14 protein-coding genes are annotated in these 17271 nt (G+C 55.3%); 5 read left to right on the top strand and 9 right to left on the bottom strand.

Annotated elements, in window-relative coordinates; all coding sequences use genetic code 11:
* Positions 1 to 3: 3 nt before the first annotated feature.
* The 7 genes from rffC to trxA form a co-directional block, all read right to left on the bottom strand.
* Complete coding sequence (rffC, locus tag KCG39_RS19465) at positions 4 to 678, bottom strand: dTDP-4-amino-4,6-dideoxy-D-galactose acyltransferase (protein WP_142467950.1); 675 nt, start codon at positions 676 to 678, stop codon at positions 4 to 6.
* Positions 679 to 756: 78 nt separating this feature from the next.
* Positions 757 to 2019 (bottom strand): UDP-N-acetyl-D-mannosamine dehydrogenase, encoded by a 1263-nt coding sequence (wecC, locus tag KCG39_RS19460; RefSeq protein WP_004127406.1) that lies wholly within the window; start codon positions 2017 to 2019, stop codon positions 757 to 759.
* Positions 2016 to 3146 carry a non-hydrolyzing UDP-N-acetylglucosamine 2-epimerase gene (gene wecB, locus KCG39_RS19455; RefSeq protein ID WP_004127395.1) on the bottom strand — a complete coding sequence of 377 codons (1131 nt, stop codon included), beginning with the start codon at positions 3144 to 3146 and terminating at the stop codon, positions 2016 to 2018. Before wecB ends, wecC begins: the two co-directional genes overlap by 4 nt.
* A gap of 56 nt (positions 3147 to 3202) precedes the next feature.
* Positions 3203 to 4249: an ECA polysaccharide chain length modulation protein gene (gene wzzE / locus KCG39_RS19450; protein ID WP_032741993.1), complete on the bottom strand. Its 1047-nt coding sequence runs from the start codon at positions 4247 to 4249 to the stop codon at positions 3203 to 3205.
* A 21-nt stretch (positions 4250 to 4270) separates the two neighbouring features.
* Entirely contained in the window at positions 4271 to 5365 is a 1095-nt protein-coding gene (wecA, locus tag KCG39_RS19445) for a UDP-N-acetylglucosamine--undecaprenyl-phosphate N-acetylglucosaminephosphotransferase (RefSeq protein WP_004127391.1), read from the bottom strand.
* A 242-nt stretch (positions 5366 to 5607) separates the two neighbouring features.
* On the bottom strand, positions 5608 to 6867 hold the full coding sequence (rho, locus tag KCG39_RS19440) for a transcription termination factor Rho (protein WP_002883293.1): 1260 nt from the start codon (positions 6865 to 6867) through the stop codon (positions 5608 to 5610).
* A gap of 329 nt (positions 6868 to 7196) precedes the next feature.
* Positions 7197 to 7526: a thioredoxin TrxA gene (gene trxA, locus KCG39_RS19435; RefSeq protein WP_004097507.1), complete on the bottom strand. Its 330-nt coding sequence runs from the start codon at positions 7524 to 7526 to the stop codon at positions 7197 to 7199.
* 341 nt (positions 7527 to 7867) lie between these two features.
* Here trxA and rhlB point away from each other — a divergent pair, with 341 nt between their 5' ends.
* Positions 7868 to 9133 (top strand): ATP-dependent RNA helicase RhlB, encoded by a 1266-nt coding sequence (gene rhlB, locus KCG39_RS19430; RefSeq protein ID WP_004127388.1) that lies wholly within the window; start codon positions 7868 to 7870, stop codon positions 9131 to 9133.
* Positions 9134 to 9247: 114 nt separating this feature from the next.
* Positions 9248 to 10744: a guanosine-5'-triphosphate,3'-diphosphate diphosphatase gene (gene gppA / locus KCG39_RS19425; RefSeq protein ID WP_162626108.1), complete on the top strand. Its 1497-nt coding sequence runs from the start codon at positions 9248 to 9250 to the stop codon at positions 10742 to 10744.
* Positions 10745 to 10838: 94 nt separating this feature from the next.
* Here the strand turns inward: gppA and KCG39_RS19420 are convergent, their stop codons facing one another.
* The gene (locus tag KCG39_RS19420; RefSeq protein ID WP_004127377.1) at positions 10839 to 11579 is read right to left on the bottom strand and encodes a GntR family transcriptional regulator; all 741 of its coding nucleotides are present in this window, start codon (positions 11577 to 11579) and stop codon (positions 10839 to 10841) included.
* Positions 11580 to 11799: 220 nt separating this feature from the next.
* Here KCG39_RS19420 and KCG39_RS19415 point away from each other — a divergent pair, with 220 nt between their 5' ends.
* From KCG39_RS19415 to KCG39_RS19405, 3 genes are read left to right on the top strand one after another with little or no spacing between them, the layout of a single operon-like run.
* Positions 11800 to 12816, top strand: a complete 1017-nt coding sequence (locus KCG39_RS19415; RefSeq protein ID WP_142445060.1) for an ADP-ribosylglycohydrolase family protein — start codon at positions 11800 to 11802, stop codon at positions 12814 to 12816.
* 18 nt (positions 12817 to 12834) lie between these two features.
* Positions 12835 to 14250 (top strand): purine-cytosine permease family protein, encoded by a 1416-nt coding sequence (locus tag KCG39_RS19410; RefSeq protein WP_049112506.1) that lies wholly within the window; start codon positions 12835 to 12837, stop codon positions 14248 to 14250.
* Entirely contained in the window at positions 14234 to 15196 is a 963-nt protein-coding gene (locus KCG39_RS19405; RefSeq protein ID WP_004127369.1) for a PfkB family carbohydrate kinase, read from the top strand. The genes KCG39_RS19410 and KCG39_RS19405 overlap by 17 nt, the downstream gene beginning before the upstream one ends.
* A 3-nt stretch (positions 15197 to 15199) precedes the next feature.
* Here KCG39_RS19405 and rep read toward each other — a convergent pair whose 3' ends face one another.
* Positions 15200 to 17218, bottom strand: coding sequence for a DNA helicase Rep (gene rep, locus KCG39_RS19400; RefSeq protein ID WP_049112508.1), 2019 nt, complete (start codon positions 17216 to 17218; stop codon positions 15200 to 15202).
* Between the last annotated feature and the right edge of the window lie 53 nt (positions 17219 to 17271).

The following is a 17271-nucleotide window of genomic DNA, read 5'->3' as shown; positions in this document are numbered from 1 at the left end:
ATGTCACCTGTATAACCAGTACGCGGTGCTTTCGATATTCGCACCGCTAAGAATGTAACGTTTAAGCGCGGCGGTGTTACCTATCTGAGTCGCCACCCGCAGTGTCGTCAGCCCACGCAGCGCGGCCCAGCGCTGGGCTGCTTGCATTAATTCCGCTCCTGCGCCGCGTCCGGCCAGCAGGCCAATTCTCGCCTCGCGCTCGCTGAGCTGGCGCAGGGAGACAAACGCGCGAATATCACCATCAGGGGCGCGAAACACCAGACACTGATGATCGAAAGTCCCACGCACCGCATTTTCAATCCACTGGGCATAGAAGCGGGCGCTGGCATCGGCTGCGTACCAGGGCGCGCGAAAACGGCTCTGCGCAAAGGCCAACGCCGCCAGTTCTCGCAGCCGGGGAATATCCACCTCGGTCGCCAGCTCGGCACCGCTATCATCTGAAGCCGCAGGCGAAAGCGCGAGATCGACCTCGCCCTCCACCAGCCGGAAGCCCAATGCCTGCAGCGCGTCCAGACGCGCAATATCATCCGCCGCGACTTTCGCCTGCACCCGCGACCATCCGGCCAGCGCTTGCGCCGTCAGCGGCGGCGCATCGTCGCCAAAACGTACGATGGCGCTATTGACGCCGAAGAAGCGGTTTTCCCATTCAAGGGGTTCAATACTGGCGCGGGCGGGCATAAAACAGGTCTGTTAAGTTTTGATCGTGATGAAAGCGCGCGAAACTCCGGGCACCTTCGTCTTTGACCAGACGCTTTCTCACCGCCACACCCCTTTGGTATCGACGATAAACTGCTGGCTCACGCTGTCACCGCTCATCGCTTTAAATTCTTTATGATCGACCAGCATCACCAGCACATCGGCGCTCGCCAGCGCTTCGTCAAGCGTCGCCAGAGCGCACAGTCCGTCGAGCTTTTTCGGCAGCTGATGAATATTTGGCTCAACGACCAGGGTTTCGCCGCCGTGCCAGCGGGCGATTTGCGCGGCAATAGCCATTGCCGGGCTTTCGCGCAGGTCATCAATATTCGGCTTAAACGCGAGGCCAAAACAGGCGATTTTTAGCTCGCTGGCGCGTTTGTTGCTCACCGCGAGACAGTCGGCGACTCGCGCTTTCACCTGGTCGATTACCCATTCTGGTTTGTGGTCGTTGACTTCACGCGCGGTCCGGATAAGTCGAGCTTGCTGCGGGTTCTGCGCCACGATAAACCACGGGTCGACCGCGATACAGTGGCCGCCAACGCCCGGGCCCGGCTGAAGAATATTGACGCGCGGATGACGATTCGCCAGGCGAATCAGCTCCCAGACGTTAATCCCCTGATCGGCGCAAATTAGCGAAAGTTCATTGGCAAAAGCGATATTAACGTCACGGAAGCTGTTTTCAGTCAGCTTACACATCTCGGCAGTGCGCGAGTTGGTCACCACGCATTCGCCTTCAAGGAAGATTTTATACAGCTCGCTAGCGCGGGCCGAGCACACCGGCGACATGCCGCCAATCACGCGATCGTTTTTAATCAGCTCAACCATCACCTGCCCCGGCAAAACGCGCTCCGGACAGTAGGCAATATTGACGTCAGCCGCTTCGCCAGCCTGCTGTGGGAAACTCAGATCGGGGCGCATTTCCGCCAGCCAGCCAGCCATCTGCTCGGTTGCCCCCACCGGCGATGTGGACTCAAGGATAACCAGCGAGCCTTTCTTCAGCGTCGGCGCGATAGATTTAGCCGCCGATTCGACGAAAACCATATCCGGTTCGTGCAGATCTTTAAACGGCGTCGGCACCGCAATAAGATAGGCGTCGGCTTCTACCGGCGCGGTAGTGGCGCTCAGGTAGCCCTGTTCGACCGCCGTTTTGACGACGCTCGCCAGATCCGGCTCCACGATATGAATTTCTCCACGGTTAATGGTCTCCACGGCGTGTTGATTAATATCAACGCCGACCACCCGCTTTTGCCGGGAGGCGAACGCGGCAGCGGTTGGCAGGCCAATATATCCAAGGCCAATCACTGAAATGGTAGAAAAATTCATAGCGTTACCTGATTATTTTTAAGTGCAGACAAAATACGATGACACGCTTGTCCATCGCCGTACGGGTTATGCGCCCGGCTCATGGCCTGATACGCGGACTCATCTTGCAGCAAGCGCGTGACTTCATTGACGATGCGTTGGCTATCGGTTCCCACCAGGCACACGGTGCCCGCGCTAACCGCTTCCGGACGCTCGGTCATGTCACGCATCACCAGCACCGGCTTACCGAGCGATGGCGCTTCTTCCTGGATACCGCCGGAATCGGTCAGGATCAACCATGCGCGATTCATCAGCCAGACGAACGGTAGATAATCCTGCGGCTCAATAAGCATGACGTTCTCAACGTGGCCGAGAATACGCTTAACCGGCTCGCTGACGTTCGGGTTCAGATGAACCGGATAGACAATTTGTACGTCCGGGTTGTTAGCGGCGATCTCCGCCAGCGCATGGCAGATTTGCTCAAAACCACGGCCAAAGCTTTCCCGACGGTGCCCGGTGACCAGAATCATCTTTTTGCCGTTGGCGAGGAAGGGATAGCGCTGAGTCAGCTCGTTGCGCAGGACTTCATCGCTCAACACCCGGTCGCGCACCCAGAACAGCGCGTCAATAACCGTATTGCCGGTTACCGCGATCCGATTGTCGGCGATGTTTTCCCGCAGCAGGTTCTGCCGCGAGGTTTCCGTCGGCGCAAAGTGGTACGTTGCCAGATGCCCGGTCAACGTACGATTCCCCTCTTCCGGCCACGGCGAGCTCAGATCGCCCGTACGCAGCCCGGCTTCCACGTGCCCTACCGGAATGCGCTGATAAAAAGCGGCCAGGCTTGCCGCCATCGTCGTGGTGGTATCGCCATGCACTAGCACCACGTCCGGCTTAAACGACTCCAGCACCGGCTTTAAGCCCTCAAGGATACGGCAGGTAATCTCCGTCAACCCCTGGCCCGGCTGCATAATGTTAAGGTCGTATTCCGGAACAATAGAAAAAAGTTTCAACACCTGATCGAGCATCTCCCGATGCTGCGCGGTCACGCAAACTTTCGCCTCAAAATGAGGATCCTTTGCCAGCGCATGAACCAGAGGCGCCATTTTGATAGCTTCTGGTCTCGTGCCAAATACCGTTAGTACTTTCACATCGATTCTCTTCGATTAGGTGATAAAGGCTGAATGTCCTTCACCACGGGCCGCATTCACTGGACACGGCGACGCGATAACGCAACGCCTGCGCCGATGAGCGCGCCCACAATCCCCCACATCACCATCAGAAACACGCGGCGCGGGCTATCGCGTTTTACCGGTTCTTCAGGCGTTCGCAAATACCTGTAAGTCTGAAAACGCGGATCCAGGGTCGGCCCAACGTTTAATGTCGTTAGCATGGCGCGGCTTTGGTCATAATCAAGATCGTACTCCGGCCCCACCGCCTGCAGGTTTTCCAGTCGGGCCTGCAGCATCGGCCGTCCCAGTAAAAACAGCTCTGAATCCGGCAACTGGTCTGGTGGAATATCGGTTTCGCTGCGGGAGATATTGTGCTGCTGGGCGACTTTCAGCGCCTGTTCCACGCTATGCATGCGACGATTGAAAATCTCTCGCGCCACCTCTTCCTGACGCTTCACCTGCGCTTTCATCTGGATGGTACGCGCGGCCCAGGCGCCTTTAAGCTCGTCATTCAGATGCCCTGCCGCACGCTGGCTGGCGAAAGCCACATACTGGCGCAGCAGATTATTGGCATCCGGCGCGGTTTCTGCCGTCAGCTTCACGCTATCGTTGATGCTTTTTAGCGCATCGCCGGGCATAAACTGGATATCGTTAATCAGGTCATCCAGCAGAGCGGCATCGGCGCGAGCGTTACCCGACTGGCGCTGCTTGTAGTAGTCCGTTTGCAGCCAGAAGTCGCGGCGGGTATCCCATGACGCCTGCTGCATGATGAACTCTTTATAAGCTTCATCCATTACCGAAGGCTGATCGACCGAGACGAGATTGGCCTTGATATCGAGATTGCGTAAAAACTGCTGTTGCGAATAGTATCCCCCCAGCATGTTTACCGTTGGCCGATCGGTAATCGCCGTCGCGCTCCACTCCTGGCGAGCAAAAAAGGTATAAACCAGAACAACCAGTGCAAAGAGCACTGCGATACCTGCTATCCAGCTTTTTCCTGCCCATAAGGCGCGAAACAGCCCGCGAATATCCAGCTCATTCTCAACGTTCACTGTTTGTGCTCCCGGTAATGGTTGAGTCATCACGTCCCCAGATTGATTTGGTTAATTTGGATTATTGCCGCTGTGTCGCCGAATTCTGCGTCTAATACGTTTAACCATGCGCGCCACTTTCCAGGCGCGTTTAATGCAGTAGCCATAAAGAAAGAAGGCTACCAAAAAGAGTATTAACATCACCCATTCCGGCACAATGCGGGTGTATTCCGCCACCACGCCAACCAGAGCCAGCAGCGCGGCGGCCAGAGTGATCAGGACAAACGCCTGGCGGGAAGTAAACCCGGCGCGCATGATTAAGTGATGAATATGCTGACGGTCCGGGGAGAATGGACTCATCCCTTTACGCAAGCGACGGTACATAATCGCCACCATATCCATCAATGGGATAGCAATAATCCACAGCGCCGTGACCGGGCTAATAGGATGCGTCTTTCCCTGCGTGGTCTCCAGCAGGATCCAGATGATAGTGAAGCCAATCATGGTGCTGCCGGCATCACCCATAAAGACCTTATAGCGACGGCCAAGCGCACCGAGGTTAAGTAAAATATAGGGCAAAATGGCGGCAATCATCGCAAAACACCACATCGCCAGGCTGTACTGGCCATCAAACCACAGGATGATGCCCGTTGCCGCGAAAGAGACGGAGGACAGGCCGCCAAGCAGCCCATCAATACCATCTACCATATTGAAAGCATTGATCGCCGCCCAAACGGCGAACAGCGTGAGGAAGAAACCAAAGGGGCCGAGCACCAGCTCCCATGAGCCGAATATAAAACCGAGGCTACTAAGATGAAGATTTCCCACCATCATCATAATGACGGCGATAGCGGCCTGAATAACCGCGCGAATTTTTACGCTGATATCAAAGCGGTCGTCCAGCGCGCCGACCAGCACAAGCACCCCGGCACACCCCAGGTATAACCTTGCGTGGGGAATGTAATAGTCGGCGATGGCAAACGTAAAACAAATACCTGCGAAAACTGAAATACCACCAACTAACGGAATCAAACCCTGATGCCGTTTGCGATAGTTAGGTTTATCCACCAGCCCAACTCTTTTTGCCGCCTTGCGAGCGATAAATATAAACAGGGTAGTGAATAAGAAAATACTGATTAATTCAGTAATAGCAGTGAGTAAATTCACAACGCATGTGCTCTCAGCATAGTTAATCCGGGAAGTATAACGATGATGCCTCAACTCCAGAAGGGGCAAAGCAGAACATTACAAATTTATTGTAGAAATTTTAGACTGTTAAAGCTGTCTCTGCCTGCCATCATCCTGCACACATCATACGTTAACACCCATTTTGTTTTCCCTTGCTGGATCATACAAACCCGGAAAACAAAACGCCACGCAATAGCGTGGCGTTTTCTGGCATTTTTAACTTACGAGCGCTTCATCATATCGAAGAAGTCATCGTTAGTTTTGGTCATCGCCAGTTTATTGATGAGGAATTCCATCGCGTCGATTTCACCCATCGGGTGAATGATTTTACGCAGGATCCACATCTTCTGCAGCTCTTCCTGAGTGGTGAGCAGCTCTTCTTTACGGGTACCGGAACGGTTGTAATCGATAGCCGGGAAGACGCGTTTTTCTGCGATCTTACGAGAGAGATGAAGCTCCATGTTACCGGTGCCTTTAAACTCTTCGTAGATAACTTCGTCCATTTTAGAACCGGTATCGATCAGCGCCGTAGCGATGATGGTCAGGCTACCGCCCTCTTCCACGTTACGCGCGGCGCCGAAGAAACGCTTCGGACGATGCAGGGCGTTGGCGTCCACACCACCGGTCAACACTTTACCGGAGGCCGGGACCACGGTGTTGTAGGCACGCGCCAGACGGGTAATGGAGTCGAGCAGGATGATAACGTCTTTCTTATGCTCAACCAGACGCTTCGCCTTCTCGATAACCATCTCGGCAACCTGAACGTGGCGGGATGCCGGCTCGTCAAAGGTCGAAGCGACAACTTCACCTTTAACCAGACGCTGCATCTCGGTCACTTCTTCCGGACGTTCGTCGATCAGCAATACCATCAGTACGCAATCAGGATGGTTGTAAGCAATGCTCTGCGCGATGTTCTGCAGCAGCATGGTTTTACCGGCCTTCGGCGGCGCGACAATCAGACCACGCTGGCCGCGACCGATCGGCGATGCCAGATCCAGTACGCGGGCGGTTAAGTCTTCCGTCGAGCCGTTACCACGTTCCATACGCAGACGTGAATTTGCGTGCAGCGGGGTTAAGTTCTCGAACAGAATCTTGTTACGCGCGTTTTCCGGCTTATCGTAGTTAACTTCGTTAACTTTCAACAACGCAAAGTAACGCTCACCCTCTTTAGGAGGACGAATCTTACCGGAAATGGTGTCACCAGTGCGGAGGTTGAAGCGGCGGATTTGGCTGGGGGATACGTAGATGTCGTCGGGACCGGCGAGGTAGGAGCTGTCTGCTGAACGGAGGAAACCAAATCCATCCTGCAGTATCTCCAGTACGCCATCGCCAAAGATATCCTCGCCACTCTTCGAATGCTGCTTGAGGATGGCAAAAATAATATCCTGCTTACGCATACGGGCCAGGTTTTCCAGCCCCATATTTTCGCCGAGAGTAATCAGCTCAGAAACCGGCGTATTCTTTAATTCGGTAAGATTCATAATGGTGTGGGTTCTTAAACTCGGGGTGATTCTCGAACTTAATGTTGTGAATGGTATGGCAGGAACATCCATGCCTGTTAACGGCCTTCATCTCGTGTCTGTACGTTGCCTGGTCACAGGAAAGAACGCAGAACTGAAACGACTAAACGGAATGAGTGATAAGCCCGGATTATAAGCCTCACGCGCATTTTTGCGGGACGCTTTGGGTAAAACAAGATTCAAACAAAGGTATGTTTAAAACGAAGTCTGAGATTAACTTAGCACGACTCTCGCCGGGCGTCCAGAGATCCGCAAAAAATTGGACGCTGGACGCCGGCAGAGCAAGCCGCTTACGCCAGGTTGGCGTCGAGGAACTCTTTTAACTGGCCTTTAGACAGCGCGCCAACTTTGGTCGCTGCAACTTCGCCATTTTTGAACAGCAGCAGGGTCGGAATGCCGCGAATGCCGTATTTCGGCGCGGTACCCGGGTTCTGATCGATGTTCAGTTTCGCAATGGTCAGTTTGCCCTGATACTCTTCAGCGATCTCATCCAGAATCGGGGCGATCATTTTGCACGGACCACACCACTCTGCCCAGAAATCGACGAGGGTTAGCCCGTCAGCCTTGAGTACGTCCGTGTCAAAACTGTCGTCAGTCAGGTGAATAATTTTATCGCTCATATTTAACTCCACAGGAATAAGCCTGGTGTGTTGGTGTCGCGGCCATCAACGACGTGTCGATGCTACGTTATGCACGCTGTTCTTCAGAATGCCCCTTTTATCGATCTGCGTCACAATGTCCATCATGAACTTTGCCCCACAAAAGATAAAGCAACCCGCGTTCAAACCGGCTTATCGCAGATTTGTCACCCTCGCCTCGCTTAGTAGTCTAAGCTTTCGAAGATTCGTTCAGTTGCCGCAGACGCACCTTGAATAATTTCATACATAGCCAACGAAAGGTTGACGTTATTTCACCGGATACGCTTTCTTAATGCAATAGTTAGCTGATATTCTACCACACTATGAGCAAAACACATTTAACAGAACAGAAGTTTTCCGACTTCGCCCTGCACCCGGCAGTGATTGAAGCCCTTGAAAAAAAAGGGTTTCATAATTGCACACCCATCCAGGCACTCGCCCTCCCGCTTACGCTGGAAGGTCGCGATGTCGCCGGGCAGGCGCAAACCGGTACCGGTAAAACGATGGCGTTTCTGACGTCAACGTTTCATTATCTTCTCACTCACCCGGCGATCGCTGACCGCCAGGTCAACCAGCCGCGCGCGCTGATCATGGCGCCGACGCGTGAACTGGCGGTACAGATTCATGCTGACGCCGAACCGCTGGCGCAGGCTACCGGTCTGAAACTGGGCCTTGCTTACGGCGGCGACGGCTACGATAAGCAGCTGAAAGTGCTGGAAAGCGGCGTGGATATTTTGATCGGCACCACCGGTCGCCTTATCGACTACGCCAAACAGAACCATATTAACCTCGGCGCCATTCAGGTTGTCGTACTTGACGAAGCCGATCGCATGTACGATCTCGGCTTTATTAAAGATATCCGTTGGCTGTTCCGCCGTATGCCGCCGGCGAATCAGCGCCTGAACATGCTGTTCTCTGCCACCCTTTCTTATCGCGTCCGTGAACTGGCGTTCGAACAAATGAACAACGCCGAGTACGTCGAAGTTGAGCCTGAGCAGAAAACGGGCCACCGTATTAAAGAAGAGCTGTTCTATCCTTCCAACGAAGAAAAAATGCGCCTCCTGCAGACCTTGCTTGAAGAAGAGTGGCCGGATCGCGCGATTATTTTCGCCAACACCAAGCATCGTTGTGAAGATATCTGGGGTCACCTGGCGGCGGACGGCCATCGCGTTGGTCTGTTGACCGGCGACGTCGCGCAGAAAAAACGCCTGCGCATTCTCGATGAATTTACCCGCGGCGATATCGACATTCTGGTCGCAACCGACGTTGCCGCCCGCGGTCTGCATATTCCGGCCGTTACGCACGTCTTTAACTACGACCTGCCGGACGATTGCGAAGACTACGTTCACCGTATTGGCCGTACCGGCCGCGCTGGCGCCAGCGGTCACTCCATCAGCCTGGCCTGTGAAGAGTACGCGCTGAACCTGCCGGCGATTGAAACCTATATTGGCCATTCAATTCCAGTCAGCAAATACAATTCTGACGCACTCATGACCGAACTGCCCAGACCGCTGCGCCTCACGCGCCCGCGTCCTGGCAACGGCCCGCGTCGTAACGGCCCACCACGTAATCGTCGTCGTTCAGGTTAAAGCAATATGTCATACACAAAATCATGCAAGTTGCATCAAGGCGGCAAGAGAACGAATCCCGAGGAGCCGCGCTCCGGGAAAAAGCATGCAGCCAACGCAGAGGCAGCTTGAAGGATGAAGTGTATGAGTTCCACCTCGCTCTATGCAGCTATCGATCTTGGCTCCAATAGCTTTCATATGTTGGTTGTACGCGAGGTCGCCGGGAGCATCCAGACCCTCAGCCGTATCAAACGCAAAGTCCGTCTGGCCGCTGGCCTCAACGGCGACAACACGCTCTCTGCCGAAGCCATGGAGCGCGGCTGGCAATGCTTGCGCCTGTTCGCCGAGCGTTTGCAGGATATCCCCCCGACGCAAATCCGCGTGGTCGCCACAGCGACGCTGCGCCTGGCGGTTAACGCCGGTGAGTTTCTGGAAAAAGCGCGGGAAATCCTCGGCTGCGCGGTGCAGGTTATCAGCGGCGAAGAGGAAGCACGCCTGATTTATCAGGGCGTCGCGCATACCACTGGCGGCGCGGATCAGCGTCTGGTCGTGGATATTGGCGGCGCCAGCACCGAACTGGTTACCGGTACCGGCGCGCAAACCACCTCGCTTTTTAGCCTGTCGATGGGCTGCGTGACCTGGCTGGAACGATACTTCGCCGATCGCAGCCTGACCAAAGAAAACTTTGACCAGGCCGAAACCGCCGCGCGTGAAGTTTTGCGTCCTGTCGCCGATGTTCTGCGCTATCACGGCTGGAAAGTGTGCGTCGGGGCTTCCGGTACGGTCCAGGCGTTACAGGAAATCATGATGGCGCAGGGGATGGATGAACGCATCACCTTAGCCAAACTACAGCAGCTCAAACAGCGCGCGATTCAGTGCGGTCGGCTGGAGGAGCTGGAGATCGAAGGTCTGACCCTTGAACGGGCGCTCGTCTTTCCTAGCGGGCTGGCGATTCTTATGGCCATCTTCAGCGAGCTGAATATTCAGTGTATGACGCTCGCCGGCGGCGCACTGCGTGAAGGTTTGGTATACGGCATGCTGCACCTGTCGATCGATCAGGATATTCGCAGTCGTACCTTACGCAATATTCAGCGCCGGTTTCTGGTTGATACCGAACAGGCACAGCGCGTTGCCCAACTGGCCGCCCATTTCGTTCATCAGGTGGAAAACAGCTGGGAAATTGAGCCGCTATGCTTCGATTTGCTGCAAAGCGCCTGCCAGCTGCATGAAATCGGTCTGAGCGTGGAATACAAGCAGGCGCCTCTGCATGCCGCCTGGCTGGTGCGCAATCTCGACCTGCCAGGATTTACCCCCGCGCAGAAGAAGCTGCTGGCGACCCTGCTGTTAAACCAAACCAGCACCGTCGACCTTTCTTCCCTTCATCAACAAAACGCGGTTCCGCCGAGAGTCGCGGAGCATATGTGTCGTCTGCTGCGTCTGGCTATTCTGTTTGCCAGCCGCCGACGCGACGATCTGCTGCCGATGATTACGCTGGCTGCCGTCGATGAAAGTTTGACGCTAACGCTACCGCAGGGCTGGCTGGAGAATCATCCGCTGGGTCGGGAAATGGTCGAACAGGAGTGCCAGTGGCAGAGCTACGTTCACTGGCCGCTTCGGCTTAACGAGCAGTAAGTCGTCGGATATTATCCGCTCTTACATAAAGCGATTGCGGGTTTCATACACCGACCATGCCAAACGGTAATGAACGATAACTGGCCGACTGCGCTTATTGCAGCTTCACTCTGAAATCAAAATTAAAGTAATTGCTCAGGCAGAAAGCGGTACCGTACTCAAGCACCTCGCCCTGGGCATTACGACTTTTCAGCGTAATTTTCATCAATGGCACACCCTGCGGCAGGTCGAGCAAATTCAGCTCTTCCGCCGATGGAATATGCACCGTCAGCGAGTAATCCTGAAGATCGGGATAAATAGCATTTTCCGCCCAGTGCGCGTACAGCGACCCTTCGAGTAAATCCGGGCGGGGTAAGAAACGCTCGGGAATAAACATGGTTTCGATAGACACCGGAAGGGCATCGACCAGACGTACGCGTTTGATTTTCGCCACTCGATCGCCGACGGCGATCTCCAGCTGACGAGCCAGAAAATCATCCGCCGCCAGCTTTTCCCGCACCAGCCATCGATTGGACACCGTTCCTGAATTTTGTAGCTGGGCAGAAAATCCGCCGCTGGCAAGGTTATAGCTTACCGGCAGATTCACCTCGGTACCTTTTCCATGGCGCTTAATCACCAGCCCAGCTTCCAGCAGCGCATCAAGGGCCTTAACCACCGTCACGCGCGACAATTCCAGGGTCTGAGACATTTTGCGCTCGGAGGGCAGAATGCTGCCGTGCGTCAATAAACGCTCGGTCATCGCAGCTTCAATAGCTTGTTTAAGCTGAATATAAAGCGGCGCGGGAGCCTCTGCATTCAGACGCCCTTTTATATACTCAAGCAATGGTTGCGACATAATTTCGTGGCCTTGCGGAATTCAGTGACAGTGGATTTATCATAGTGGATCCATACTGGAATCAATAGCCCCATCATAACGTCGCCCCATTCATTTTTACGTCGCTTTTTTCTCTCAGAATGCGCCTGCGATCACAGCATAACTATAAAGGACTTTAACTGGACTTAATCTGGATCTATTTTTAGATTAACTTTTATTCATTTCTTCCAGGGAGTCGACGATGTCTGATATTCGCCCTACCTATATTGCCGAAAGCCGCATCCTTGGCTGTCTTTATGGGCAAGCCATCGGTGATGCGATGGGCATGCCCTCTGAACTGTGGCCTAAACGTCGAATCATTAACCATTTTGGCTGGATTGAACGCTTTCTTCCCGGGCCGAAAGAGAATATTGCGGCCTGCGAATTTCGCGCCGCCGAGTTCACGGATGACACCCATCAGTGTATCGCGCTGATGGATGCGCTCGATGAACACAACGGCGTGACCGATCCCCTGACTATCGCCAGACACATTCTGCTGTGGGCCCGACGCTGCAAGGCATTCGAGAAAAATATTCTCGGCCCAACCTCAAAAGCTTCTCTGATCGCGCTCGAACAGGGGCAACCGCTGGATGAGATCGCGGCCAACGGCGTGACCAACGGCGCGGCAATGCGCGTGGCGCCGATGGGTTGTCGACTACCAACCGGGGACAGGGCCTTTTTCATTGAGCAAGTGCGGCTATCCTGCCTGCCGACGCACAAATCAGACATCGCCATCGCCGGCGCGGTGGTCGTTGCCTGGGCTATCAGCCGCGCCATTGAAGGAGCCGGGTGGCCGTTAATCAAAACCGAGTTGTCGTCACTGGCAAATGAAACCCAGCGCCATTACGAGTCCACTTTTAGTCCACTTCTTGGGAACCGTATCCACCTGGCGCTGGAAACGATTGCCGGGGAGAATGACCACCTGACAGGTATTGAACGTATTTATGAGGATATCGGCGCCGGTATGGATATTATCGAGTCCGTCCCCGCAGCGATTGCGCTGGTCGAGCTGGCAAAAACGCAGCCCATGAAATGCGCTATGCTGGCAGCCAATTTAGGCGGCGACACCGACACTATTGGCGCGATGGCAACCGCCATTTGCGGCGCGCTTCATGGCATAGAGGCTTTTCCTGAAGAACCTGTACAACAGATTAAGCAGGCCAACAGCATCGACTTCGCGCCTTACGCACGACGACTTGCAGGATACCGCTTCGCATAATTCACAGAGGGCATCACTATGGACAGCAAAGCTTCATACGATGGAAATATCCAGACGGCAGATCCCGGAATGGCGGAATTAGGGATCGGTCTCGTTCCCCCGGTCCACCAGACCCAACAACCGATCCAGCTGTTTTTCGTCTGGTGCGCCGCGAATATTGGCATTCTTGGGGTCGTTTACGGCGCGGTGATTGTGTCGTTTGGCCTCTCATTCTGGCAGGCGATTCTTGCCGCCGTGGCGGGCGTCGCCTCTTTTGCGCTGGTCGGCGTCACCAGCATCGCCGGCAAAATCGGCCGCACCACGACGCTCACTCTCTCCCGGGTCATTTTTGGCAAACGCGGTAATATCGCCCCCACCAGCTTCTGTTGGGTGAATCTGATGGGCTGGGAGGCGGTCAATATCATTACCGGCACGCTCACCCTCGTCGCGCTGTTTGCCGCCATGGGTTTTGAAGAGAGTCTCACCACCACCGCGCTGTCGCTTTTCTTGTTTGGCGGGTTGACCGTACTGGTCAGCGTGCTCGGACAAAATGCCGTGTTGATGATGCAAAAATGGATCACCCGGATCTTTGGCGCCATGACGCTGCTGGTAGTGATCTATTTACTCTTCACCGCAGACTGGCAGGCCATCCTCGCGCTGCCTTCAGGCAGCTGGCTCACCGGTTTTCTGCCGGCGGTATCAATTATTGCCGCCGGTACCGGCATCAGCTGGGCTATCGCTGGCGCCGACTATAGCCGGGATCAGCGTCCCGACGCCGGTGAAAAGCCTATTTTTCTCGCCGTTGTCAGCGGCGCCGCGCTCCCCCTATTGCTGCTGATGCTCACCGGGATACTGCTTACCGCCCAGATCCCCGATCTGGCGTCCAGCGAGAACCCCATTTCAGCGATTGGCAAACTGCTGCCTTCCTGGATGGCAATCCCCTATCTGGCCGCGGCGACCGCCGGGGTCGTGACCATCGCCGTATTGAGCCTCTATTCCGCCAGTCTTAATCTGTTAAGCATGGGGATTAAGCTCCAGCAGCGTTCCGCCGTGGCCCTCGATGCCGTACTGGTGCTGGGGATCGCGCTCTATGTGCTATTTGTCTCGAAAGATTTTCTTGGGCCCTTCATCGCGTTTCTGATTTTCTGCGGCGTATTTCTGGCCGCCTGGGCCGCCATTTTTATGGTCGATTTTTATCGGATTCGCCGCCGAGCCGGATATGCTGAAGCTGATTTATTCAGGGAAAGCGGAGCAAACCGCACCGCGCTGGGCTGCTGGATTGTCGGCGCGCTGGCGGGATTGATGGTATCCAAAACCGGGTTTATCGACGGTCCTTTCGCCGTCGGCATTTTCGCGGACTCCAGCCTGGGTCTGTTTGTCTCTTTTATTCTGAGCCTGGCGCTGTATCTGGCGTTCGGCGCAAGAAAGGAGGCCAGCCGTGACAATAACAGCTGACCTGCTGTCGCCGCGGCGGCCGATCGTGGTTATCGGCGCCGCTTTTAGCGACATGATCCTCCATCTCGATGCACTACCGCATAGCGGTAGCGATGTTTCCGCCCGCGACGGCGGACGGCAGATTGGCGGCTGCGCGTTCAATGTCGCCCGCGCGCTCTCACGCCTTGAACTCCCTGTGATAAACGCGATACCGGTGGGAAATGGCGAGTGGGGGCAGGCCGTTGCACAGAAAATGGCACAGGAAAACCTACCCGTCCTCTTGCGCCACCCCACTCACGATAACGGCTGGTGTCTGGCCCTCGTCGAGGCTAACAAAGAGCGGACGTTTATCACCGTTGAGGGCTGCGAGCAGCACTGGAACAACGAGCTACTCGCACAAATTCCGCAGCCGAAGGACGCCATAATTTATGTCTCTGGCTACGAGCTGGCCAGCGAAGCCCTGCGCAAGTGGATTCTGGACCTTACGGAAGATAAAACGCTGTTTGTCGATTTTGGTCCGCGTCTGGGTGAACTGGATATTCACTTTATCCAGGCGTTGTTGGGCAAAGGTCCCGTGCTCACCCTGAATCGCGATGAACTGAGCTTGCTGTGCGCACGTTTATACGATACGGATAGCGCGACCCTTCACGCCGCTTCGCGGCTCGCCAGCGACTGGCATTTACGGGCGATCTGTCGGTTTGATAAAGATGGCGCGTGGGTGGTTGAACCCGACGCGGAACCGCAACACATTCCTGCCTGCCGCGTGAAGGTCTATGACACGATTGCCGCAGGAGACAGCCACTGCGCCGGTACGATCGCCGGGCTGGCCTGCGGGATGGATCTACGCCAGGCCGCGCTGCTGGGCAATGAAGTAGCGGCTATTGTCGTCACCCGGCCGGGTTCAGACGGTGCTCCGGGTCGCGAAGAGCTACGTCAGTTCCAGCTTCAGCAGCAAAACGGCCGCTAGCCGCTATTTACGCGCTTTCGCCAGCATCGCCCGGATGTTGGCGACATTCGCCTGGCCTTTATGCATGCGTTCTTCCGGCGAAATAACTTTGCGCTCCTGCTCCCAAATCAGATCATCCTGCGGCAGCTCCAGCAGGAAACGGCTCGGCTCCGGTCGCACCAGCTCGCCGTACTGCCGGCGCTCTTTGCACAGGGTAAAAGTGAGCTCTTTCTGCGCGCGGGTGATACCCACGTAGGCAAGACGGCGTTCTTCATCGACGTTGTCTTCATCAATACTACTCTGGTGCGGCAACAGCCCTTCCTCCATGCCAACCAGATAGACGTAGGGGAACTCCAGTCCCTTTGAAGCATGAAGCGTCATCAGCTGAACCTGATCCGTCTCCTCATCCGACTCGCCGCGCTCCATCATGTCTCGTAGCGTGAAACGGGTCACGACCTGGGTGAGCGTCATCGGTTCATCGATATCGCTGCCCTCCAGCATTTCGGTCATCCACGTGAAGAGCGTATTGACGTTTTTCATCCGCATTTCGGCGGCTTTCGGGCTGGGCGAAGTCTCATAGAGCCATGATTCATAATCCACGCCGCGGATCAGATCGCGGACGGCGGCAATCGGCTCGCGCTCTGAAAGCTGCTGGATCTCCCGCAGCCAGTGGGTGAAGCGGGTCAGAGACTCGTAGCCGCGTCCGTTCAGCGTCTGGGTCAGACCCATATCGAAGCTGGCGGTAAACATGCTTTTATTGCGCCCCATCGCCCATTCGCCCAGCTTTTGCAACGTCGCCGAACCGATTTCACGCTTCGGCGTATTGACGATGCGCAGAAAGGCGCTGTCGTCATCAGGGTTAGTCAGCACGCGCAGATAGGCCAGCAGATCTTTAATTTCCGGGCGGGAAAAGAACGACGTGCCGCCAGAAATTTTGTACGGAATGCGGTTTTGCATCAGCATCTTTTCGAAAACCCGTGACTGATGGTTGCCGCGATACAGGATCGCGTAATCCTTATAGGCAGTTTTATTAATAAAGTGATGAGCGATGAGTTCACCGGCAACGCGTTCCGCCTCATGATCTTCATTGTTGGCGGAGAGCACCTTCAGCTCTACGCCATAGCCCAGCTCGGAAAACAGGCGCTTTTCGAAGACGTGCGGGTTATTGGCAATCAGGATGTTGGCCGCCTTCAGAATACGCCCGGAAGAGCGGTAGTTTTGCTCCAGCTTGATCACCTGCAGCGCCGGGAAATCCTGGCTTAGCAGCACCAGGTTCTGCGGCCGCGCGCCGCGCCAGGAGTAGATCGACTGATCGTCATCGCCGACCACGGTAAAGCGCGCCCGCTGCCCCACCAGCAGTTTCACCAGCTCGTACTGGCTGGTGTTGGTATCCTGGTATTCATCCACCAGCAGATAGCGAATCTTGTTCTGCCAGCGCTCCCGCACCTCTTCGTTACGCTGCAGCAGCAGGGTCGGCAGCAGGATCAGATCATCGAAGTCGAGTACGTTACAGGCTTTCATATGCGCGTCGTACAGCCCGTAGCAGTGAGCAAAGATCCGATCCCGCTCCCCTTTCGCGCCAGCGGCGGCCTGGACAGGGGTTTTCAGATCGTTTTTCCAGTTGGAGATCGTGGAGATCAGCTGCTGAAGTACCACTTTGTCTTCTTCGATCAGCCCTTCGGTGAGCTCTTTTAACAGCGCCACCTGGTCGGTATCGTCGAACAGCGAGAAGTTGGATTTCATCCCTAACGCAGCGTATTCGCGTTTGATGATATCCAGCCCCAGCGTGTGGAAGGTGGAAATCATCAGGCCGCGCGCTTCTTTACGCCCCAGCGTTTGCCCGACGCGCTCTTTCATTTCGCGCGCCGCCTTATTGGTAAAGGTGACCGCCGCGATATGGCGCGCCTGATAGCCGCAGCCGCGGATCAGGTGGGCTATTTTATTGGTAATAACGCGGGTCTTACCGGAACCGGCACCCGCCAGCACCAGGCACGGTCCGGTAACGAATTCGACGGCTTGTTGTTGGCCAGGATTTAAACGCATGGGAGTCTTTTGCTCAATCTTCGAACGGGGTGGGGATTGTAGCAGAAAGAGGG

It is taken from the genome of Klebsiella pasteurii (genome assembly GCF_018139045.1).
In the GTDB taxonomy this organism is placed as follows: Bacteria; Pseudomonadota; Gammaproteobacteria; order Enterobacterales; family Enterobacteriaceae; genus Klebsiella; species Klebsiella grimontii.
Note: the sequence above shows the minus strand (reverse complement) of the source record. Positions and strands in the feature narration are given on the sequence as shown.